This window comes from Apibacter sp. HY039 (assembly GCF_004023655.1).
In the GTDB taxonomy this organism is placed as follows: Bacteria; Bacteroidota; Bacteroidia; order Flavobacteriales; family Weeksellaceae; genus Apibacter; species Apibacter raozihei.
The window spans coordinates 298,435-322,785 of the sequence record NZ_SAYM01000003.1; the positions used below are offsets into that span (position 1 = coordinate 298,435).

Here is a 24,351-nt window from a genome sequence, read left to right on the forward strand (position 1 = left end):
TTATGTTGAACTAATCTAAAGAAAAATTACTGGAGCAGCTCCGGTATATCTTCAGTTTCCGGTTGAAAAATAAATTTAGCAAACACAGGTATTGAAAAGTTTAACTATACTAAATTTCTTTTCCGGAACTTTTAGATTTAAAGAAATTCTTTCTCTACTTTTCTTATGCGTTATCTTTAAATATATCATAGGCAAACCACTTTTATTAGGATTACTTCTTAAGCTAAATCTTGTATAAATCATAGAATATAATTTTTTGGTGACACCAACATGTAAGTTGGTGTCATATTGGTGTCACGAAGATGTAAAATTTGTCTATTTTCCATAATCTTCTTTTTTGATGTATATAAACAAAAAAAAGCATCTATAAGCCACTTTATCCATGGTTTATAAATGCTTTTAAATTTAATTTCAGAATCCGAAATTATTCGTTTTCTGTTACTTAGTGACCGCGGAGGGATTCGAACCCCCAACCCTCAGAGCCGAAATCTGATATTCTATCCAGTTGAACTACGCAGCCTCCTTTTTAGTTTTGCAATATTAGTAATAATTTACTCTAACTTCATAAAAATATTTGAAATTTCTTCAGCTTTTTCCTGTACGTACACTGAATCAATAGGATACAATACCTGAAATATCATTTTGTATGTATAATCCAGGTTTTGCAAAGAAACATAATCGTTTTTCGCATTGGTTTTTCCTAACATTTCAAATTTCTTTAATCTTTCATCTAATGGTTTAAAAGATTCAGCTATGTAATTCACCGCTTTTTCCTTTTCACCCAAATCTATATAAGTCTCCACCATATTACTAACTATAAGTCTGTAATAAGAAGATAATTTATACATATCATCTGTTACGAAAGTTTGCGATTTAAGAGGTAAAGCCAAATAGTAGTTTAACTCTTCCAATACTTGTTTTTTATATTTGTCTGCTAATGCCAATCCTTCTTTTTCTTTTCCTATATAAAAATAGGCACTTATAATTGAATTAAATGAAGGACTTGCCGGATATAAATCCAGTGGTATTTCTGTATTTATTAATTCTAAAACATCATTCGCTCTTTTTTTATCACCGGCTTTTGCTAAGGCAATCGCTGCTGCTCCGCAAGACATTCGGTAATTGAGGATATTACTTCTACAAGTTTCATCAAAATAAGCTTTAGGATCTTTCAGATTACCAAACTTATAATTCATAACTAAATGATAAAGTGTATTCGGATTGATTCTCCCTTGAGTTACTCCATCATCTTTTGTATAAATCGGAACTAATTTGGAAACCAGTCCCTGATATTCAAGATAATTTTGTGAATACATTATATTGGACTGTGAATAGGTACCTCCTGAACTGAAATATATTGATCGGTCCCAATTATAATTGGCAAACAGGTTTAATACCGCCAAAGCATCCTTATTTATTCTTGATTTATTTAAAGTTAGGACCACATTGTCAACCATGAGATTCTTATCTTCCGGTTTTACAATTCCATATTTTAACGCATTGGCTTTGTTTACCGGAATATAAATTTTATTTAAAGGTAAAAATCCGTAATCTCTACCTCCAAAATCCTTTGCATATAAACTTTTTACCGCTTTTTGAATTTTTTTATCTTTAAGAAAAGCAATAGCATCTTTGGCTGACATACTGTCCTGAACCGCATATTTTTTAAATGGAGCAAATTCAGCAGGTATGCTATCATTAGGAAAAGAAGCAAATAATTGTTTCCAGGTATTATGAGACAAAAGAATAACCTGATCGTTTACTCCATCTCTATATTCTTCATGGCTCATTGATGATGGCAATGCCGGAGCTTCATACGTTTTTCGAAGCACCTGATCTATATACCAGGCAGTACCTAATAAGGTATAATTCACCACTTTTGCATCCGAACGGAATTCTTCTGTTTCCTGTAATGCCCATAGAGGATATGTATCGTTGTCTCCATATACGAAAAGAATAGGATTATTTTTATCCAACCCTTGCAAATAACTTTTTGAGAAATCATATGCAGTGTATCTCTTACTTCTGTCATGATCATCCCAGTTTTGAAAACCTACTAAAACAGGCACTCCTAAGGTTATAAAGCCTAATGTTAGAGCTACTTTTTCTTTTTTCAGTAAACTTAGTCCATACATTATGGCTGTGACTCCTAAACCTATCCAGATAGCAAACGTATAAAAAGAGGTTACTAAAGCATAATCCCTTTCCCTAGGCTCAAAGGCCTTGATACTTGTATAAAGGATAATTCCTGCACTGGATAAAAGAAACAAGGCTACTAATGCAAAATTCCTACCCGGATCCCGATTTAATTGAAAGAAAAACCCAATTAATCCTAATATAAGCGGAAGGAAAAAATAAGTGTTGGTCGCTTTGTTTTTATATATAGCTGGTAATTTACTTTGATCTCCGAGATGCCAGTTATCAAAAAAACTGATACCGGTAATCCAATTGCCTTTGGTATTTTCATAATATCCCTGATAATCATTTTGCCTTCCTGCAAAATTCCAAAGAAAATATCGTATAAACATATATCCCATCTGATAAGTCATCATGAAATCCAGATTTTGAGATACTTGAGGTTTCTTCACCTTGATCAGGCTGCTAAACTTATTATATGCAGCTATATCTATTTGATCGTGAGATTTTAAATATTTTAAGGAATCAACCACTTTTTGCTGTTCAGCTGCTACTTTAGGCTGAATCTGATTATATAATTGATCATATAATCCCTGCATTTGTTCCTGCGGCAGATTACTTAAATTATTACTTTGAATATAATCTTCAATATAACTCTCTGTAGTGCTTTTAACATAATCAGGATTAGCCGTAAAATCAGGGTAGCCTTCCATGAGTCCGTAATTTTCCATTACTCCTGAATCCGGATTGTACATCCTTGGTAGTATGCTTACATGTTCCGGATTAAATTTATAAGACCATCTTCTGCTGGTTTCCAAATATCTTCCTGTTTTTTCATCTTTTTCATATACCGGGCCATTATCTTCAACCCCGGTTATTCCCTCCGGATCCAAATATGCCGTATAGTTCGCTCCATAAAATACAGGCCAGTCACCGTACTGGGCTCGGTTATAATAGTCAAGCATTCCTATGGCGTTATCCGGATCATTAAGATTGATCGGAGGATTAGCATTGGCGCGTATCGGTAAAACTATCCAGCTCGAAAATCCTATCAGCATAAACCATATGGATAATATGATGGTATTGGCAGTAACATATTGTTTTTTTACCGTGTATTTTAATGAAAAATAAAATACCAGAAGTATTACCAGAAAAGCAAATACAGAACCTGTGTTGAACGGCATTTGAAGATTATTCACAAAAAATATTTCAGACTTACCAAAGAAAGCCATGGTAAGTGGAAATATGATTTTAAATACTAATAAAAATACGAACCCTACTACTATGTTTGCGATTATAAAACTTTTCCAAGTAAACTTGTATTTTTTAACATAATAAATATATCCTAATGTAGGAACAACCAATATAACCATTAAGTGTACTCCTACTGATAGTCCTATAAGAAGTGAAATTAAAATTAACCAGCGATCGGCTCTGGGAGAATAAAAATCATTTTCCCATTTGCACATTAACCATAATAATAATGCTGTAAAACAAGATGCTGCCGCGTAAACTTCTCCTTCAACCGCAGAAAACCAGAAGGTATCCGTAAAAGTAAATGTTAAAGCTCCTACAGCTCCACTCAACATGAGCATGATCTTTTGAAACCGGGTATAATTTTCGGGCTCAGTATCCACGAAAAGTACTTTTCTTGCTATATGGGTAATCGTCCAAAACAAAAATAAAATTGCAAAGGCACTCATAATGGCCGACATAGCATTTATCACTACAGAATATTTAGTACCATCTCCAAAAGCCAGCATTGCCCAAACAGCTCCTAAAATCTGAAAAAAAACAGCTCCGGGAGAGTGAGTAACTTCAAGTTTTACTGCTGATGAGATATATTCTCCACAGTCCCAAAAACTGAAATTTGGTTCAATGGTTAACAGATAAGTGATTGCTGCTATGAGGAAAACAGCCCAACCGGTAAGATTATTTACTTTCTTATAGCTTGAATTCATTGTGCCTTTATATATAATTTGCGAATATAGTAATAATATTAATTTTTTGTGGAACTGAATAAAGTTAAAAAAGTTAAAACTCTGTTAGTTCTGCCACGGTTAATTTATCAAAATTAAAAGCTATACCCTACTCCCATAGACAAAACCTGATTCCGGATTTCATAATTGTAATAATAGTCATTTTTGGATTTATTAACATTTATAAACCCCAGATTATATCGTAAAGTAAAATTTAAACCGTTTTTCAATTCATAATTTGCTCCGGCATTTATGCCCACATCAAAATTCCTTAGGTTTTTATCTCTTTGATTTCTGACAGATTCCGGATACATGTAATTATTTCTTATTTTATGTTTTTTATATAGGGCAAAATTTACCTGAGGTCCCACTTCTGCTCTTAATCCTTTAATGATACGGTATTGAAACATCAATGGAATAGTAATGTAATTTAATACATACTTTTCATCGTAATAAGAATCGGTATGCCAATAATTCCAACCCCATGTATCGTCTGATTCTGCTCCCTGCATGGAGAATAAAACTTCAGGCTGAATTGAAAATCTTTCTGCTACTGGTACTCTTGCATAGACGCCTCCATAGACACCGGCTTTTGCATTATTTGTAGACATGTCACCATACAGAGAAGATATATTGATTCCTGCTTTTACTCCCAGTTTAATTTGTGAGTTTCCAATAAAAAAAGAAAGCAATAACAAAAGAGTTAATTTTTTTTTCATAAAAAAGAGATTTATATTGTTAGTTGATTAATTTATGTATCAATGACAAAGATAGTTATTATAAAATTATCTGTATTTACCTTTTATATTAAAATACAAATACTTTTTTTCATCTGAAGAATAGAAATAAAATTAAATTCCGATATTTGAACCGTAAAAATTTTGATAGAGATAATCGTATGGGATTTTTTAAAAAGAAACTGGCTTTGTTTTGGTCGTCTGTACATGATACTAAGGAGAACCAATGGATACAAAACCCCATAGAATCTCAAAACAAATGGTTTTCTGAGCTTATTTTAAAAGGTTGTAAAACTCAGTTTGGTAAAGATCATTCTTTTTCAGCAATCAATTCTATAAAAGATTTTCAAGATCTGGTTTCAATTTCCGATTATGAAAATTTAAAACCCTATCTGGAATCAGTAAAAAATGGAGAAGAAGATGTGCTTTGGCCGGGCAAACCTCTTTATTTAGCCAAAACTTCGGGAACTACTTCTGGTACCAAATATATACCTATCACTAAAGATTCGGTACCCTTTCATATTGACGGTGCAAAAAGTGCTTTGCTACACTATATTCATAAACGAAAAAATGCAGATTTTGTAAATGGCAAAATGATCTTTATTCAGGGGAGCCCTGAACTTGAAGAAGTCAATGGCATTAAAGTAGGAAGACTTTCCGGAATCTCTGCTCATTTTGTACCCCAGTACCTGCAAAAAAACCGTCTTCCTTCCTGGGAAACTAATTGTATAGAAGACTGGGAAACAAAAATTGATCAAATTATTGACGAGACTGTTCATCAAAACATGTCTTTAATCAGTGGAATACCTCCCTGGCTGGTTATGTATTTTGAAAAACTGGTTGAAAAAACGGGAAAATCAGTTAGCAGTTTATTTCCTAATCTACAGTTATTAGTCACCGGTGGGGTAAATTATAAACCCTATGAAGAAAAAATTGAAGAATTAATCGGAAAAAAACTGGACATTATACAAACTTACCCTGCATCTGAGGGTTTTATTGCGTTTCAGGATAACGTTGATAGCGATGATCTTTTATTAATGGTAAATCATGGGATTTTTTACGAGTTTATTCCCGCTGAGGAAATAGGCAAAAAAAATCCGATACGACTCACTTTAAATGAGGTGGAATTGAATAAGGATTATGCTATCATTCTTACTACCAATGCAGGATTGTGGGCCTATGAAATAGGTGATCTCGTGCGTTTTGTTAGTAAAAACCCTTACAAAATACTGGTTTCCGGAAGAACTAAGCATTTTACGTCTGCTTTTGGAGAACATGTTATATCGTATGAAGTGGAAGATGCTATAAAAGAAGCGGTAGAAAATACTCAAACCGTGGTTCAGGAATTTACCTTAGCACCTCAGGTTACTCCGAAAGAAGGTCTGCCCTATCATGAGTGGTTTATAGAGTTTGAAAAAATGCCGGATGATATAAATTTATTTGCTAAAAAACTGGACTCTGCACTTAGGTGTAGGAATACTTATTACAATGATTTAATTACAGGTAAAATTTTACAGCCTCTAAAAATTTCGCTAATCAGAAAAAACGGCTTCAATGATTATATGAAGGAAATAGGAAAGCTAGGAGGACAAAATAAACTCCCACGTTTATCTAATGATCGTAAAATTGCTGATAAACTAACTAAGTATTTATTGTAAGTTATCATAATCTTAATTAGTTATTTAGCTATTCTCTTATAATTCATAGTCAGATTACCAACACACCCCTATAAATCTTCATGTATATATTTAAAAATATATAAGAACAAAAGAACAAAAATCAGTTATATTTGTCCAAAGAAATTTAAAATTGAAGTTAGTTGTTGTAGTACCGGTATATAATGAAGCCAAATTTTTACGTGAATGTTTGGAATCATTTGCAAATCAATCGTATAAAAATATTACCTGGATAATTGTAAATGATGCTTCCACCGATGAATCACCGGAAATTATACAAAATTTCATTCAGGATAAACCTGAATTTTTATTCGTGAATCTGACTCATAAATCAGAACACAAACCGGGTGCTAAAGTTGTACGTACTTTTTACAAAGGCTTGAATTCTGTTAATTATAAAGATTTTGACGTAATTGCAAAATTAGATGCAGACATAATACTTCCTCCGGATTATTATGAAACCATGATTACGGAACTTGAAAATAATCCAAAAATCGGTATGGTAGGCGGTTTGGTTTACGTTGAAAAAAACGGCATCTGGAATCATGAAACCATAGCAAGCAAAAATCATATTCGCGGAGCTGTAAAAACATACAGAAAAGAATGCTTTGAAGATATTGGCGGATTACGAGAGACCTTAGGCTGGGACAATCTGGATGTATTATTATCTAGAATGAAAGGTTGGGATGTTAAAGTTGTAAAAAATATCTGGGTAAAACTTTTAAAGCCTACGGCTCATGTATATAAAGATACCAAAGCGCTTAAACTAGGAAAGTATTTTTACAATATCGGTTTAGATCCTGCTCTTTCGTTTATTTCGTGTGCCAAAGCTGCATGGAACGATCGTTCTGTATCTAATTTCTTCATTTCGTACCAATCCTATATATCTATGGTCATAAATAAAGAAGAAAGAAAAATTACACCTGATGAAATTTCATTTATCAGAAAATACCGCTGGAAAGAAGTTTTAAATAAATTCGGTATATGAAAATTGCCATTCTGGAGTTTGAAACCCATACTCATTTATTACTTCAATGGAATGCTTTATTGCAAAATTCAGGAATAGATTATCATTTTTATATTTCATCATCTATTTCCTGTCTAATTCCAGAAATTCCGGATTCACTAAAAACTGTACTGGAAGTTAAAGATTACCCACAACTCTCTGATTTTTTAGCTGATAATGACCTTATTATATTTAACACATTACATCGTAATTTTCAAAAATTTAATTTTTTATTTAAAGAAAAAAACACTCAAATACTTGTACATAACGGAAATTTTTTTTTCAATTCGCGAAAACCGGATTGGAAATTGTTTTTAAAAGTAAAAAATTTACACCTTCAATATTATTACCTTAAATTAATTTTTAAAGAAAATATATATTTTACTAAAAAAATAATTTGTGAAGCGAAAGCATATGCGTTTCTTAATGAAAATATAAAACAACATTTTAGTACTGATGAGAAAAAATATATAACCTTACCTCTTATATACAATAAATTTAACGTAGAGCCTAGTGAACAGAATAAAATTAATATCGTTATTCCGGGAGAAGTTTCTCAAAGCAGGAGAAATTATCAATTAGTTTTTAAACTATTGAAATATTTATCTCCAAAACAGATAATGAAATTCACTTTTTTGGGTAAAATTTCTGACCAGTCGATGTTACAATCCTTACATCTTCTCAAAAAAAACAGGAATAATTCTGTTGAAATTTCGTATTTTAGAGAAAGAATTCCTCAATCTGAATTTGACTTGACCATGAACGAATCTCATTTTGTATTATGTCCTTTACATAAAGAAACTCAATTTTATTTACAAAAAGAAATATATGGTCAAACTAAAGCCAGTGGAAATGAAGCTGATTGTATTTCCTATGGCAAAATAGGAATATTTCCACAACATTACCCGTTGAGTAACTGGAATTCTCTTTATTATGATTCCGCTGAAAACCTTAAAACAATTCTGGAAAATCTTACTATACAGGAATATCATAAACTAAAAAATAATCTTGAAGCTCAATTACCTTATTATGACAAAGAAAAGGTAAAAGAAAAACTTATTAACATGTTAACTATTTTATCCCAATCATGAATTTATTACGTAAAAAGGCAATTGATTTGGCTTATTCTTATTGGCCTTCACTATATAAAAAAAGATTTTTTAAAAAAATAAATCAGTTAAATGCTTTAAACATTAAACAAAGAAATGTAGAATTTGAATTTCTTATTCTCTCTCGTTTTCTTGATAAAGACAGTGTTTTTTTTGATATTGGTGTAAATATGGGATATTATATTTACTATGCGGAACAACTGGTACACCCTGAAAATATTGTTGGATTTGAGCCACATCCGGAACTATATAAAAGAATTAAACATTTATTTCCTAAAATACATACTTCTAATATTGCTTTGAGTAATACTTGTGAAGTTCTCAATTTTAAAGTTCCTATTATCAATTCTCATGAAACAACCGGACGCGGTACTTTAAACACTGAATATAAAGAAGAAAATGAAACTTCTTCAAAGATTTACGAAGTACAGACCGAAACTCTGGACAGATTTATAAAAAATCATCAGATTGAAAAAATTTCATTTATAAAAATTGATGTTGAAGGAGCTGAAATCAAGGTGATTGAAGGAGCTAAAGAAACACTAAGAAAATTTCGTCCGACACTATTAATTGAGGTTGAAGAAAGACACCATAATCAAAACATATGGAATATTATACAGCCTATATTGGAACTTGGTTATCTGTCTTTTTATCTGGACAGAGAAACCCTTGAACTGAAAGAGTTCACCTCTTCTACACCTACTTATCAGAATACATCTGAATTACATAATAAGACAGCATATATAAATAATTTCATATTTTTATCAAAATAATTTTACTAATTCTATGGGTGTAGTCGCTAGACAAGGAATTAAATACAGTATCATCAGCTATTTAAGTTTTTTACTTGGTACATTTTCCACAATTTTCATATACCCGGCAGATACCACTTTTTTGGGCCAATTACGATTTATACAGCCTTCAGCTGAAATTATTTTTCCTTTTGTCGTATTTGGTCTCAGCTATGCTAATATTAAATTTTACCAACAATTTAAAGCTAAAAATCAAAATCTGGATTTTTTAGTTTTTTCTATAAAATTTATTGTAATTAGTTTTCTTATCATTTGTCTACTTTATTGGTTATTTGCCAGTCTTTTCCCTTCAATTGGAAATTCAGACTCCTGGAAAATGAAACAATATGTGCTTCCGGTTATACTTATACTTGCTTTATCGCAGTTATTTTCAAAATATATTTCAAACTTTAAACGTGTTGCCATAACTGGAATATTTGAAAATTTCTTCCCAAAATTAGGATCTTTAGTTGCTTTTATCTGCTTTGTTTATCTGGGTATTTCTGAAATTAATTCTTTATATATTTTTATATTTTTCTTTTTTGCCGCTCTGTCAGGTCTTATTGTTTATTTTCTCAGACTGAACAAAGATAAACCTAGTGGTAGTCTCAGTATTCTTTCCGGTAAAAACTTTCGTAAAGAATTATTTTATTTCTGTATTTTTTCTGTTTTAGGAAGTATAGGAAATCAGCTGGCATTACGTATTGATAACCTGATGATATCCGAATTGATCAGTTATAAACAAAACGGAATATATTCAATACTTATGTCTATCGTAGGATTTCTTTCAGTACCTCTGGCTGGTGTTTTTGCTATTTCAGGTCCTATTATAGTTGAAAAACTTGAAAATAATCAACATGCCGAACTTAATGACTTTTACCAAAAAATATCCAAATTTTTATTTTTATTCGGAACGGTATTACTATCCTGTATATTTGCCGGATGTGATTATCTTTTTTTATTAATGAAAAACGGACACGAACTCAGCGAGGCTAAATCTATTATTTATATTCTGGGTATTGCTACTCTTTTTGATATATCAACTGGATTTAACAGCCAAATTATAACCTATTCTCGATATTACCGGTTTAACATTTATGCAATGCTTCTACTTGCTGTATTAACCATTAGCTCTAACTGGATCTTTATTGTATATTTTAATCTGGGTATTGAAGGTGTTGCAATGGCTACAGCAATATCTCTTACTATATATAACATTATTAAACTAATTTTTAATTATAGAATATTTAAGATTCAGCCTTTTACCCGAGTATATTTATATATACTGATAACCGGAATTTCAGCAGTAATTCTGGCATGGTCGATACCTGATACCTCCAATAACTTAATCAACCTCCTTTTAAAGCCATTGGTTGTGATAATCATTTTTCTTATCATAAATTTGTGGCTTAAATTTTTTCCGTTCAAAGAAATTTTTTCTACAAATCTTAAGAGTTTTTTGAGTGGAAAAAAATAATTTGTACAATTTTTGTAAATATTATAGACAAAGTATACTATTTTATAGACAGTCTCAGTTATTAGTATCTATTATATAAAAGGTATTTAATGTACTTTTGTCATCTTAAGAAGCAATATATGAAATTTATTTGTACGATCCTGTTTACCCTTTTAAGTCTGTTACTTTTTTCTCAGCAAAAAAAAATTTTAAAGGGAAAGGTCTATATAAATGAAACGGGTGAATCTGTTTCGGGTATTTATGTTAAAAATCTTAATTCTGATTATACAACTATAACGGATTTAATTGGAAATTTCTACATGCCTGCCGAGAAAGGAGACGCAATAGTTTTTCAATCCTACAACATTGAAAAAAGAACTGTAATCGTAACTTTTCTTATGCAAGAGAAAGGTATAATGTCTATTCAGCTGGATGTAAAAGAAAAGCAATTGGATAACATCTACATAACTGATTTTAAAACTTACGGCAATATAGAATTAGATGTAAAAAGGATTCCTATGATGAATAAAACGAATGAACTTATGGCGAAATTAGGTAACTTATATCCTACCATGAAAATGGATGGAAGCACTGATGTTGCTACGGAATCAGCTAAGCTAAGTACTATGAAATTTGGTATTGATGCTGTATTTGATGTTCTTTCTGGAGATAATAAAAGAAGAGAGAGACTTTCTGCTTATGAGGAACAGATTAAAGAAATTAAAACTATTCATGAATATTTTGGGGATGAATATTTTTTGGGATTAGGACTTGAAAAAAATCAAATTGATGAATTTATTCTTTATACTTACCTAAATCATGATGTAAGATTTTATTATAAACATGGAAATTATTTTCAGATTTTAAATACGTTTGACAAAAACATACTTGCGTTTAAAGCTAGAAAAGAGAACAAAGTTATTTCTTCAAATCCCAAAATAGGGGAAACTTATTTCCCAGATAAAAAGGAATAATATTCTTACGGATAATCTTCTATATAAATTAAAATCTATTTACATAGTTAAATAGGTTTAACCGACTTTATTTAATTAGTAATTATAATTTTTCACATAACTATGCTTTTTTTTACTAAACAAAAAGAGAGCTTAGAAGTCTTTTTTTAAAACTGGCTATTTAGAATAACTATTTTAAATGATACACATTTTAAAAAATCAGATTAAAATTTACTATTTATTTACAAATAGCAAGAGAGTACCTAAAAAGATACTCTCTCAAACCAGCCCTGTCAAAGGCCTATATATTAACCTTTAAAAACCTTCAATTTTTCAGTAAGCTTAGGTACTACTTCAAATAAATCACCTACTACGCCATAATCAGCCGATTTAAAAAACGGTGCTTCAGGATCATTATTAATCACAACAATAGTCTGACTATTGTTTATACCGGCTAAATGCTGAATAGCACCGGATATACCAATAGCTATATATAATTTAGGTGCGATAACCTTTCCGGTTTGTCCTACGTGTTCAGCATGAGGTCTCCATCCTGCATCAGAAACAGGTTTGGAACAAGCTGTTGCTGCTCCTAAAACATTGGCTAAATCTTCAATAATTTTCCAGTTTTCCGGACCTTTCATTCCTCTTCCTGCACTTACAACAATTTCAGCCTCTTTTAAATCTATTTTTCCTGTATTTAATTCTGAAGATTCAACTTTATAACCAGGATCTGTAGGTAAATTTACCTGCGGATTTTCCTGAATCCCTTGCACAGGGCTTTCTTTACATCCAACGGAGTTAGCAGATACAGTAATAATTAACTTAGATGCTGTGGTTTCCACCGTAGCTATTCCCTTTCCTGAAAATACATTTCTCTTAACTTGAAAAGGAGAGGCTGATATAGGGAGAGAAATTACATTAGTAATGTATGCAGCATCTTTTTCCTTTACTAAAAAAGGAGCTATAGAAGCACTTTCGTTAGAATGAGAAAATAGTATATAATTTCCATCGGCCAATTGTGAAATAACTCCAGCAAAAACTTTAGGATCAAATACTTTTAAAGCTTCATTTTTTACATTTAAAACTTTAGTGGCACCATATTTATATAAATCATCAGGTGAATCGTCTGAATTAATAGTAATAACTGTTACCGTATCACCAATCATGTCTGCCAGTGTTTTTGCATAAGAAACAACTTCAAATGAAGATTTCTTATATTTTCCGTTTAAATTTTCCGTATATGCGTAAATCATTTTTTCTTTTTTAAATTAAACCATCATTATGTTTAGATAACTTTTGCCTCTTCATGTAATAATCGAACCAATTCATCAAGATTATCTTTATCTACCAAAACAACACTGGAACGGGTTTTGGGCTTTTCATAAGCTATAGTTGAAACTTTAGATCCGGAATACTTGGGCTCGATAACTGTTAATGGTTTAGTTTTCGCAGTCATAATACCTCTCATATTAGGAATTTTTAATTCATTTTCCTGTACCAAACCTTTCTGACCTGCTAATACCACCGGTAAATTAAGAGAAATAACTTCTTTACCGTTATCCAGCTCACGGGTTACCTTAGCTATGTTACCCTCTACCTCAAGACCTATAACAGCATTAACAAAAGATAAATCCATTTCCGCAGCAGTCAAACCCGGAACTAAACCTCCGTTATAATCTAACGATTCTTTTCCTAATAAAATTATATCATAATTTCCTTCTCCTGCTACGGCTGCAATTTCTTTAGCTACAATTTCACTGTCAAGCGGTTTTGCATTAATACGAATAGCCTCTTTTGCTCCGATTGCAAGGCATTTTCTCAGTACGGGTTCTACCGAACTGTCTCCTACGGATAAAACCGTAACCTCAGCTCCTTGTTGCTCCTGAAGATAAACTGCTTTACTTAAACAGAACTCATCCTGCGGATTTATAACATATTGTATTCCATTAGTATCAAATTGAGTATTATCTTGGGTAAAATTAATTTTCGATGTAGTATCTGGCACACTACTTATAGCTACTAGTATTTTCATCTTTCATGTTTTTTCTAAGGACTAATATAATAAAAAATATTATGCGTGCATAAGAAATGCTTTTTTTATTTATAATTTATCTAAATATTAATGTATAAGTTTTTATATGTACTCATGTATTAATGTAATTATACGTACTATTTATCCTTTATATAAAACTGAATAAGATATATGAATTGATTTTAATGTTATAAATCAATCTTAGTTACTTTGTAGTAAAATATTAACTTCATAGTAATATAGTAATAATAGATTTGCTATAACAATACAGCATAAAAAACAGCTATGAAAATATTTTTAAGAATAATATTTGTCTTTTGCCTTTTTTATTGTCATGAAATTTTTTCTCAGGGAATTAATGGTAGTATACAGGGTAAAATACTGGTAGATGATAATAAAAACCTAAGCTCTATATGGGTGGAACTGGTTAACGAATCAACTGGCTTTAGTACACGAACACAAACTAATACTACAGGTGAATATTATTTTCAGCAACTTCCACTGGGGGGGCCATACAATTTAAAAGTTACAGACGATAACGGCGGAGAATGGGAAGAAAAGGGATTTATACTTAATCAGGGAGATCAACTTACTGTTGATTTTAATTTACAAGATCAATTTTCTCAATTAGAAGAAGTGATAATCAATGCAGCTCCTGTAACTAAAACCATAGCTAAAATAGGCGCGGTTACTTCCGTAACGGCAACCGATCTGGCTCGTTTACCTGTTAATGGAAGAAACTATACTTCTCTAACAGATTTATCTCCCTTAAGCAGTGGTTCCAACTTATCAGGGCAGTTAGGATCTTCCGTAAATTTCACAATAGATGGGATGACTGCTAAAAACCCAACTTCCGGAGGTAGTACTAATCGTAACGGAGGTCCCTATGCTATATCGATGGAAGCTATAAGAGAATTTGAAATTGTAACCAATCAATACGATGTAACCTACGGAAGAAGTGGTGGCGGAACCATAAGTTCGGTGACAAAATCTGGTACGAATACACTTAAAGGTAGTTTGTTTACCTTTGGTAGAGCTGATTGGCTTTCCAGTCCATACGATATAAGAGGAAACAAACGAAAGGCTGATTTCTCAACTTACCAATACGGCTTTTCCCTTGGCGGTCCGATAATCAAAAATAAAGCTCACTTTTTTATTGCCTGGGATCATCAGGATGATAAACGTCCGATTTACATCGCAGATATTCATAGTATAGAGGATGAAAAAAGATATAATGTTTCCCAAACAACCTTAGACAGATATCTCGCCATTGCCAGAAATAAATACGGAGTAGCTTCTTCTCCTCAATTTGGAGCTTTTAATAAAAAACAAGGTACAGATGCAGTTTTTTTTAAGTTGGATTGGCAACTTAATGATACTAATTTGTTTACGCTTCGTAATAATTACATAAACGATAGTAATCATCAGGCAATCGGCGATAACACATCTATAAATTTATATGAGGTATATGGAGATGTTAAATCTGTAGACAATAGTTTAATGGCTTCCCTCCGCTCCGTCTTTTCAACCCAAGTGACAAATGAGCTTAAAATACAACATTTATATACAGCTGAAAAAACATCTCCTAACAAACAATTACCATCTCAAAACATACCCAGAGCTATTGTAGAAAGAGTTGAATCTGAAATTGAGGGAAAAATGGCTTATACATCTATTCAGCTGGGAGGACAACGATATATACCTGAAAATTTTTATAACAATGTGATACAATTGGTCGATAATGTATACTACACTACTGATCGTTTTAAATATACTCTGGGTATTGATTTGATGTATACCCATATGAATTCACGTTATGGTAGCGAAGCTAATGGTCGGTTCTATTTTTCAGGTTTGGATAATTTTGATACCATGAAACCCTATCGATATACCAGAGAAATATATACTTCGGATGAAGAAAGGGTCAAACAAAATATTCTTGCATCAGGAGTTTATGGACAACTTCAGACACAATTATTCAACGGGTTTCAAATGACAGCCGGCATTCGACTTGATTATACTGATTATATGAATACAGGAAGATTTAACCCTTTAGTTTTTGAAGAACTAGGTATTAAAACCAATAATAAGCTAAATACCTTACAATTTCAACCGAGAATACAGTTTACCTGGGATATAGATAATCAGCATAAAGATATATTACGTTTGGGCGGGGGAATTTTCGGTTCAGACATAAATAATTATGCATTAATAAATAATATGGTGTTTGATGGATCCCGTATGTCTTCTGTAGACCTTGTCGGTAGTTTTGTACCTACACCCGATTTTATAAGCTACAGAGAAAATCCTTTATCGGCTCCGGGAAAAAATCTCTTGTCAGACCCCAGCATTCCTCGTATGACAACTATTAATACCAATGCAAAAAATGCAAAAGTTCCTACAGTTTACAAGGCAAACTTTACCTACTCTCATTTTTTTAACAGCAGGTTTAAAATCGGACTCAGCTTTTATACTACACTGGCACGTCATAATTATATGTATATCGATAGAAATATGGTAGATGAACCTTTTTTCAGAATTGCTTCTGAAGCAAACCGTGCTGTCTATGTTCCTGTATCTGGTATTAATCCTGTGAATGGTGTTACAGACTGGACAACCGGAAGAAAAACCAGCAAGGTGGGCCGTGTTCTGGAACTAACTAGTCAAGGAAAAATTAATCAATTTGCTTTTATTTTTGATACTTCTTATAAATATCATCAAGACGGACAGTTTTCTTTTAGCTATACATGGAATGATTCTAAAGATAATACTTCTTATAATGGAAATGTAGCTAATTCTGCAACCTTATCCTTAATGGTTAAAGAAGATCCTCGCAATCTTAGGAATATGACCTATTCTGATAATCAGTTTCGCAATAAAATTATTTTTTACGGAACCTCTCCTTCTTTCTGGGGCATTAATATAGGACTTAGATTTTCAGGTTTCGGAGGTACCCGGTATTCATTAGCTGTAAACGGAAATGTAAATGGTGATTTTGTGTCCACCAATGATTTAGCATATATTTATAATCCTGATGATTTGACAACACCTGCCCATATCAGAGAAGGATTACATGCCATTCTGGCAAACCCGAAAGTTGAACAAAGTTTTAAAAACTACATCAAAAAAAGTTATGGTAAAATTGCTGAAAGAAATGGTGGTGTTAATCGATTTTACGGCACTTTCGATCTCAGGATATCTAAAAAATTTAAAACTATATTAACTCAAAATATTGAGCTGTCTGTAGACATATTTAATTTTTTGAACTTATTGAATAAAGATTGGGGAGCTGGATATTTTCTGGGTAAGCAGTATATTTATTCTATAAAAAGTTTTGATGCGGATAAAAAGGAGTTCGTTTACACGGTTAATCCTAATGCCGGTATTTCTTCTAGAAACGGTAACCCTTATCAGATACAGATAGGTATTCGATATAATTTTTAAAAACATAATCAATTAATATTATCCAATGAAAAACGCGATTGTAATTTTATTATTCATGAATATAAATTTGTTTTATACCCAAACACGTGTAATTGCACACAGAGGTTACTGGGATACTGCGGGCAGTGCACAAAATTCTCTGGTATCTTTATCCAAAGCAAACGAAATAAAAGTTTATGGTTCTGAATTTGATGTTTTAATAACTTCAGATGGTATCCCTGTTGTAAATCACGATGATGACATACAAGGTCATGTAATTGAGAATACACCCTACTCCCAACTAAGTAACTTAAAACTTCCAAACGGAGAAATTCTTCCTACACTGGAACAATATCTCATTTTGGGTAAATCTTTTGCGGATTTACAATTAATTTTAGAAATTAAACCTCATAAAAAACAAGAAAACGAAAAAAGAGCAGTTCGTGAAGTTTTGGCTTTAGTAAAAAAATATAATCTTGAAAAACAGATTGAATTCATATCATTTAGTATGAATATTTGTAAAGAACTAAAATCTAAAAATCCGAATTCTGAAATATATTATTTGGGAAGCGATGTAAGTCCGAAAACAATCAAAGAAATAGGGTTAACAGGGATCGATTATTATTATAAAGTTTTATTAATCTCTAAACCTGAATGGTTACAGGAAGCAAAAGAAATGGGTTTAAAAATTAATGTATGGACTGTTAATGAAGATAATGACATGCATCTGTTTATTGATAAAAAAATAGATTTTATAACGACGGATGCACCAGTAAGACTTAAAAATTTGCAACAGCCTTCATCTTTAATTAAGTAAATTAACCTTTCAATTTTTTGATCAAAACAAAAAAACCTTACCGGATAGTAAGGTTTTTTATATTATTATATCAACAGTTATACGACTTCTGAAGACAGACCTCTTCGTAATAAAGCATTATTCATGGGAATGAGATCTTCAAGAGAGCCTGTTTTAACCTCACATTTTCCTTTGTAATGAACCAAATAGGTACACTGCTGGGCCTGCTCTAAACTATGACCACATACTTCAATCAGGCTATCGATTACAAAATCAAATGTATTAACATCATCATTATGAAGAACTATTACATGTGGAGTTTCTTCTTCCACTAATGTATCTACATTCTCTCGTTCTTTCCAATTAGGCTGATTATTATAAATCATGGGTTAATAATATTGAAATCCAGTTATTTTTTGACCACTTCTGAACAAAATTTAAGCCATACTTTTCACATTCATTGATAATATCTTCAAAATCATGTTCATATATGCCACTTAACAATAATTGACCGGAAGCATTTAAATTTTCCGCGTATATATTTATATCCTGTAAAAGTATATTTTTATTTATATTAGCTAAAATTATATCAAATTTATGATGACCTAAAAGGCTTGCATCCCCTAATTTGATTTGAATGGATATTCCATTTTTCGTAGCGTTTTCCACTGCATTACCATACGACCACTCATCAATATCTATAGCTTCCACAAAGTTAGCTCCTTTCATTTTGGCAAAAATACCCAGAACTCCGGTGCCACTTCCCATATCCAATACATCTTTGCCTTCAAAATTCATAGACAACATAGCGTGGATCATATTGTAGGTAGTTTCATGATGACCTGTACCAAAAGACATTTTAGGTTCAATAATGATAGGGTAAGGAATATCAGTTCTTTTAGGATGAAAATCTGCATGGAGATAAACCTGATCTTCAATGTTTACAGGTGTAAAGTTTTTTTCCCATTCTTCATTCCAGTTAATATCAGGTGACTTTTGCCTTTGATAGGTAACTTCGACTTGATCTGAGGATAAAACAGGAAGTTCTTTTACAAGTTGTTCGTCATCTGAAGATTCTTTAATATAAGCCATAAAACCTGTATCTGAATCAACAAAACTTTCGAATTCTAATTCAGCCAGATAAGCTATTAAAATATCTTTCCATGGATTCAGAGGTTTTACCGAAAATTGGTATTCTATATACTTCATATATATTATTTGCGAACGCAAATTTAATTAAAAACAAGAAATGGAAAAATCTCAGAACTACTATTTAATTTAAAAAATCAAAAAACATCCGAATCCCTGAAAAGAAAATCAACAAAAGAGTACACTATTTCGTTTATTGCACTCTTAATTTAGTCGATTAAATAATAAAGTTTTTAATGTTACATTAGAGCCCAGCTTTTAACTTAAATTCAAAATTCTCTTACTATAATCAATCTTACTTTCCTGTCTATGAGAAGAAGTATTATCTTCAACTTATTAGCAAAATTCGGAAGAAATTTTCAAATAAAAATGAGGAAATCCTCAATTGATAAAAAAAAACATATTATATAACAAATATGTCAAAAAAATTTTAAAAAAGATATTTTATACCATATTTTTTTTCAGTGTTTTCATTTATAATATAACGTATAAAAAAACTAAAATATTTGAAATTTTATATTAAAAACAATATTTAAATGCATGATTTTAGTCTATTTACGTATAATAGAAACAATTTCGTTATTCAAGTATTGTAACATATATTGACAGATTTTCACCTTTTTCATCTCTGTAAAAGCGTTTAACACCAGATTCAATTTTATATAAATCTTTATTCATGTAAGGAGAAATTTTCATTTTATCATCATCACCCAGATACCCCAAATCATATCCTTGTTCATTTAAAACTACAATCTCGCCGTTAAATTTGTCTCTATCCTGCTGAAGAATAACTTCATCGTAGCTTCCCATATCCAATAAAAGCATCTGACGGTTTCTGCTTGTTCTTTGTGCATTATCCTGAGTCCCTTTTACATTGAATTCGAATTCCTGAATAACTGTGATGAATCTTTGCAATGGTCTGGATACTTCTTTCTTTTCCAGATCTGTGGTTATTGTAACAGCTCGCTTTTTATTTTTAGCTATAAAATAAAGTAATATTGCAGCTAAAACCACTAATGCTGAAAATATCCAAAGAAAAGTATTCATTATTTATTTATTTATAATTTCCGCAAATATAATAATATAAAAACATGTAATAATTAAGTATTTGTTTATCTTTACCTATTATAAATATAATTTATGAAGTTTATTTTAGTATTGATATTCTTTGTTTCTTCTTATAACTTTCAAGTAAAAGCACAAATTTTTACTTTAAAAGATAGTATTACGATCGATATTCCTGATAGTTATATATTATTACAATCAGATGCTTTCAATTCTTTATATTTTGCCTCTTACCAAAATAATTCGCTCATAAAAATAACCCAGGATTTTAAAAAATATACTCTTGAAAATTTCAATCCTACAAAAAAAATATTTATTGTTAATTCCTTATTTGTAGTTATGTGGGACAAAGTAAATAAAACATTGGAATTTTTTGATGATAAACTAAATCTTACTCAGGATCCTGTGAAAATACTGCCTGACCAGATAATTAACTCACAACTTTTATATGTTCAGGATAATAAAAACCTGACCTATTTTGATGAATTTAATTCCGGTTCTTTTATACAATATGATTACAGGAATGATAAAAATCTTGTATTTTCTAATTCTTTAACCGGCAAAATTCTAAAAGATTTTCAATTAAAAGACATTTATGCGACGAAATACAGCCGTTACCTTTTAGCTAAAAAGATTTCTAAACAAGATTCTCTTAACAACTTTAGAATTATTCGTCAAAATAATATGAATGGTGAGGTTCAATATTTTGATATTCCGGATTTAAATTATTATTTCTGGAATGAGAACAAATTCGAATGGATTGATAAAAATTATTTTTACTCCTATGATTTTGAAAATGAACCTAAAAAGATTAAACTCCCTGCAAAGGCTGAAAATTATTATATATTAAACGATCAATTATTTCTATGGAAATCTAAGGTTATGTATCTTTACACTCTGAAATCAGAAATTTAAATCTTAACCCATGCATATTGCAATAACCGGAAATATAGGAGCTGGAAAAACTACTTTGACTCAACTATTAGCCAAAAATTACCAATGGATTGCTCAGTTTGAAGATGCGGATGACAATCCTTATCTGGATGATTTTTATTTTGACATGGCAAAGTGGTCCTTTAATCTCCAAATTTACTTTTTAAGTTCTCGCTTTAATCAAATAAAAGAAATTAGAGAAAGTAAAAAAAACATTATTCAGGATCGTACTATTTATGAGGATGCATATATTTTTGCGGCAAATTTACATGAGATGGGATTAATGCAGACCCGGGATTTTAATAATTACCTTAATCTTTTTAATTTAATGAAAGATTACATTCAGGCTCCGGATTTACTTATCTATCTTAGAGCTTCGATCCCAAAACTGGTAAGTCAGATACAAAAGAGAGGGCGAGAATATGAATCCTCTATCAGCATAGATTATTTGAATCGTCTTAACGAAAAATATGAAGAATGGATTTCTGGTTATAAAGAAGGAAAATTATTGATTGTTGATGTTGATCAAATAGATTTTGTTGACAATAAAGAACATTTGGGACTAATTATCGATCAGGTGGAATCTAATATCCATGGCCTGTTTTAGCATAACGCGAGTTAAATTGTTACTTTTTTGTAGATATAGTTTATTATCATTTTTGATTAATATAAAACTAATAAGGTAGAAACTTTATAATATTTTTTATATGCTAATAATAAAAATATATCTGATAAAACAAAACTTCATCTTACATTCCGATTTTTACTAAATAGAAATTTAAGATAAAGATTTGTAAATATAATTTTAAAGTAATTTATTAATTAGCTACATCACTTATAAACTTGATTCTCATAATTCGTAATTCATCATCAGAATAATCATCACCAAACTCTTGTAACAAAACGGACATCTTATCACTTTCTGACTCCATTAAAAAGTCTATGATTTCCTCCTGTTGATCATCATCTAACAATTCATCAACATAATAATCAATATTTAACTTAGTTCCCTGATAAACAATACTTTCCATTTCACTCAATAAATCATCCATGGAAAGATCTTTAGCTTTGGCTATATCTATCAAATCTAGTTTTCTATCAGTACTTTGAATAATAAATACTTTATGTGAAGATTTATTTGCAACATGTTTTATTACCAAATCTTCTGGACGTACAATATCATTTTCTTCTACATATTGTGCAATATACTCCACAAATTCTTTTCCGAATTTCTTGGCTTTGCCCTCACCAACACCAAAAACATTAGCTAATTCCTGTAATGTGGTAGGATATTGAAAAGCCATATCTTCAAGACTGGGATCCTGAAATACGGCAAAAGGAGGAATATTATTTTTTTTCGCAACTTTTTTACGAATATCCTTGAGATCATCAAACAACTTTTTATCAAGAGCATTCCCTCCTCCTGTAGGCTGAACAGCAATCTGATTCTGTGCATCAATTTCCTTTTCAAAATCAATGTCCTCTGCCATTAATATTTCTCTTGAATTTTTTAAAAATTCTTTTCCTGAAACTGAAAGTTTTAATACTCCGTAAGTTTCTATATCTTTAATTAAAAAATCATGAACAATGGCCTGCCTAATCACTGATTTCCAGAAATTGTCAGTTTTATCTTTACCTATACCAAAATAATCTTCCGTTCCTAATTTATAGGATTTAGTTATTACAGATTCTTTTCCCATAGCAACATTAACCAAATCTTTCAATTTTAATTTTTCTTTGGTTTTTTCTACTATAGAAAGAATTTGTGACACCTGCTCAGATACATCAATTAATGGTTTAGGATGCAATGCGTTATCATCCATTTTTGCTCCCAGACCATTTATTTCATCAAATTCTTCACCGAAATAATGTAGTAGATATTTTCTTCTGGACATTGAGGTTTCAGCATATCCTACTACTTCCTGAAGAAGCTGTAAGCCTACTTCTCTTTCCGAAACAGGTTTAGCGGCTAAAAATTTTTCAAGTTTTTCAATATCCTTATAATCATAAAATGCTATACAATGGCCTTCGCCTCCGTCTCTTCCTGCCCTACCTGTTTCCTGATAATAACTCTCTAAACTTTTAGGAATGTCATAGTGAAAAACAAAACGAACATCCGGTTTATCAATACCCATACCGAAAGCAATAGTTGCACAAATTACATCAACTTCCTCCATCAGAAATTTATCCTGGTGTGTAGCCCTGGATTTTGCGTCTAATCCTGCATGATAAGGTAATGCATTAATTCCGTTAACTCTGAGAAGTTCCGCCAGCTCTTCAACTTTTTTTCTGCTTAAACAGTAAATAATTCCTGATTTTCCCAGATTATCTTTTATATATTTAATGATTTGTTTTTCAGGATTAACTTTAGGTCTTACCTCATAAAACAAATTAGGTCTGTTAAATGAAGATTTAAAGACCTTGGCATCCGTCATTCCTAACGTTTTCTGTATGTCGTCCTGCACTTTAGGTGTTGCGGTAGCAGTAAGTGCAATAATAGGCGTTTTCCCTATTTTTTCTATGATAGTCCGCAGATTTCTATATTCTGGCCTGAAATCATGACCCCATTCAGAGATACAATGCGCTTCATCTATTGCAAAAAAAGATAATTTTATAGTTTTAAAAAAATCAATATATTCTTCTTTGGTCAAAGATTCCGGAGCTACATATAATAATTTGGTTGTTCCGGAAGTAATATCATCTTTAACTCTTTTAATTTCTGTTTTATTTAAAGATGAATTCAACACATGGGCGATACCTTCCTGAGAAGAAATGCCCCGTACAGCATCAACTTGATTTTTCATTAAAGCTATCAAAGGAGACACTACTATAGCTGTTCCTTCCAATATTAACGCCGGCAACTGATAACATAAAGATTTTCCTCCTCCTGTTGGCATTAAAACAAATACATTGTTCCCTTCCAATAAACTGGAAATAACCTGTTCCTGCGGCTCTTTAAATGAATTAAAACCAAAATACTTTTTTAATGACTTAGGTAAGTCTTTTTCTAAAGATTTCATTCTTTAACTTTAGTTTTTTAATTAAATTTGCCATTATTAAAGTTTAAAAATACAATTTAATTTCAAAATACAAAAAAATATTATTTA

Annotated in this window: 19 protein-coding genes and 1 tRNA gene; 10 read left to right on the top strand and 10 right to left on the bottom strand. The window is 31.2% G+C overall.

Annotated features, from left to right (window positions below; all coding sequences use genetic code 11):
* Positions 1-75: 75 nt before the first annotated feature.
* From EQ921_RS15015 to EQ921_RS08700, 4 genes are all read right to left on the bottom strand, one after another.
* A complete protein-coding gene (locus EQ921_RS15015) occupies positions 76-243 on the bottom strand; it encodes a hypothetical protein (protein ID WP_370449517.1) in 168 nt (55 codons plus the stop codon).
* Between the two features lie 203 nt (positions 244-446).
* A tRNA-Arg gene (locus EQ921_RS08690) sits at positions 447-520 on the bottom strand.
* 31 nt (positions 521-551) lie between these two features.
* Positions 552-4,097 (bottom strand): DUF2723 domain-containing protein, encoded by a 3,546-nt coding sequence (locus EQ921_RS08695; RefSeq protein WP_128331358.1) that lies wholly within the window; start codon positions 4,095-4,097, stop codon positions 552-554.
* Positions 4,098-4,210: 113 nt separating this feature from the next.
* On the bottom strand, positions 4,211-4,834 hold the full coding sequence (locus EQ921_RS08700) for a porin family protein (protein ID WP_128331359.1): 624 nt from the start codon (positions 4,832-4,834) through the stop codon (positions 4,211-4,213).
* A gap of 179 nt (positions 4,835-5,013) precedes the next feature.
* Between EQ921_RS08700 and EQ921_RS08705 the strand changes: the two genes are divergently transcribed.
* The 6 genes from EQ921_RS08705 to EQ921_RS08730 all read left to right on the top strand — a co-directional run bounded on the left by EQ921_RS08705 (position 5,014) and on the right by EQ921_RS08730 (position 11,864).
* Positions 5,014-6,510: a GH3 auxin-responsive promoter family protein gene (locus EQ921_RS08705; protein WP_128331453.1), complete on the top strand. Its 1,497-nt coding sequence runs from the start codon at positions 5,014-5,016 to the stop codon at positions 6,508-6,510.
* A gap of 151 nt (positions 6,511-6,661) precedes the next feature.
* Positions 6,662-7,516, top strand: a complete 855-nt coding sequence (locus tag EQ921_RS08710) for a glycosyltransferase family A protein (RefSeq protein ID WP_128331360.1) — start codon at positions 6,662-6,664, stop codon at positions 7,514-7,516.
* A complete protein-coding gene (locus EQ921_RS08715) occupies positions 7,513-8,625 on the top strand; it encodes a hypothetical protein (protein WP_128331361.1) in 1,113 nt (370 codons plus the stop codon). Before EQ921_RS08710 ends, EQ921_RS08715 begins: the two co-directional genes overlap by 4 nt.
* Positions 8,622-9,416 (top strand): FkbM family methyltransferase, encoded by a 795-nt coding sequence (locus EQ921_RS08720; protein WP_128331362.1) that lies wholly within the window; start codon positions 8,622-8,624, stop codon positions 9,414-9,416. Before EQ921_RS08715 ends, EQ921_RS08720 begins: the two co-directional genes overlap by 4 nt.
* 13 nt (positions 9,417-9,429) lie before the next feature.
* A complete protein-coding gene (locus EQ921_RS08725; protein ID WP_128331363.1) occupies positions 9,430-10,911 on the top strand; it encodes a lipopolysaccharide biosynthesis protein in 1,482 nt (493 codons plus the stop codon).
* A gap of 119 nt (positions 10,912-11,030) precedes the next feature.
* On the top strand, positions 11,031-11,864 hold the full coding sequence (locus EQ921_RS08730; RefSeq protein ID WP_128331364.1) for a hypothetical protein: 834 nt from the start codon (positions 11,031-11,033) through the stop codon (positions 11,862-11,864).
* A 287-nt stretch (positions 11,865-12,151) separates the two neighbouring features.
* On the opposite strand, the gene EQ921_RS08735 is transcribed toward EQ921_RS08730, so the two are convergent.
* Together EQ921_RS08735 and EQ921_RS08740 are read right to left on the bottom strand one after the other, a co-directional pair.
* Positions 12,152-13,099 carry an electron transfer flavoprotein subunit alpha/FixB family protein gene (locus EQ921_RS08735; protein WP_128331365.1) on the bottom strand — a complete coding sequence of 316 codons (948 nt, stop codon included), beginning with the start codon at positions 13,097-13,099 and terminating at the stop codon, positions 12,152-12,154.
* 32 nt (positions 13,100-13,131) lie between these two features.
* Positions 13,132-13,878 carry an electron transfer flavoprotein subunit beta/FixA family protein gene (locus EQ921_RS08740; RefSeq protein ID WP_128152606.1) on the bottom strand — a complete coding sequence of 249 codons (747 nt, stop codon included), beginning with the start codon at positions 13,876-13,878 and terminating at the stop codon, positions 13,132-13,134.
* 285 nt (positions 13,879-14,163) lie between these two features.
* Between EQ921_RS08740 and EQ921_RS08745 the strand changes: the two genes are divergently transcribed.
* Positions 14,164-17,322 (top strand): TonB-dependent receptor, encoded by a 3,159-nt coding sequence (locus EQ921_RS08745; protein WP_128331366.1) that lies wholly within the window; start codon positions 14,164-14,166, stop codon positions 17,320-17,322.
* 25 nt (positions 17,323-17,347) lie between these two features.
* A complete protein-coding gene (locus EQ921_RS08750; protein WP_128331367.1) occupies positions 17,348-18,118 on the top strand; it encodes a glycerophosphodiester phosphodiesterase family protein in 771 nt (256 codons plus the stop codon).
* A 77-nt stretch (positions 18,119-18,195) separates the two neighbouring features.
* Here the strand turns inward: EQ921_RS08750 and EQ921_RS08755 are convergent, their stop codons facing one another.
* The 3 genes from EQ921_RS08755 to EQ921_RS08765 form a co-directional block, all read right to left on the bottom strand.
* The gene (locus EQ921_RS08755) at positions 18,196-18,483 is read right to left on the bottom strand and encodes an ATP-dependent Clp protease adaptor ClpS (RefSeq protein ID WP_128331368.1); all 288 of its coding nucleotides are present in this window, start codon (positions 18,481-18,483) and stop codon (positions 18,196-18,198) included.
* Positions 18,473-19,306 (bottom strand): 50S ribosomal protein L11 methyltransferase, encoded by an 834-nt coding sequence (prmA, locus tag EQ921_RS08760; RefSeq protein WP_128152602.1) that lies wholly within the window; start codon positions 19,304-19,306, stop codon positions 18,473-18,475. Before prmA ends, EQ921_RS08755 begins: the two co-directional genes overlap by 11 nt.
* 519 nt (positions 19,307-19,825) lie before the next feature.
* Positions 19,826-20,293, bottom strand: a complete 468-nt coding sequence (locus EQ921_RS08765; RefSeq protein WP_128331369.1) for a hypothetical protein — start codon at positions 20,291-20,293, stop codon at positions 19,826-19,828.
* A gap of 93 nt (positions 20,294-20,386) precedes the next feature.
* Between EQ921_RS08765 and EQ921_RS08770 the strand changes: the two genes are divergently transcribed.
* Entirely contained in the window at positions 20,387-21,226 is an 840-nt protein-coding gene (locus tag EQ921_RS08770) for a hypothetical protein (RefSeq protein WP_128331370.1), read from the top strand.
* A 10-nt stretch (positions 21,227-21,236) separates the two neighbouring features.
* On the top strand, positions 21,237-21,851 hold the full coding sequence (locus tag EQ921_RS08775) for a deoxynucleoside kinase (RefSeq protein ID WP_128152599.1): 615 nt from the start codon (positions 21,237-21,239) through the stop codon (positions 21,849-21,851).
* A gap of 211 nt (positions 21,852-22,062) precedes the next feature.
* On the opposite strand, the gene recQ is transcribed toward EQ921_RS08775, so the two are convergent.
* Positions 22,063-24,264, bottom strand: a complete 2,202-nt coding sequence (gene recQ, locus EQ921_RS08780) for a DNA helicase RecQ (RefSeq protein WP_128152598.1) — start codon at positions 24,262-24,264, stop codon at positions 22,063-22,065.
* Positions 24,265-24,351: the final 87 nt, after the last annotated feature.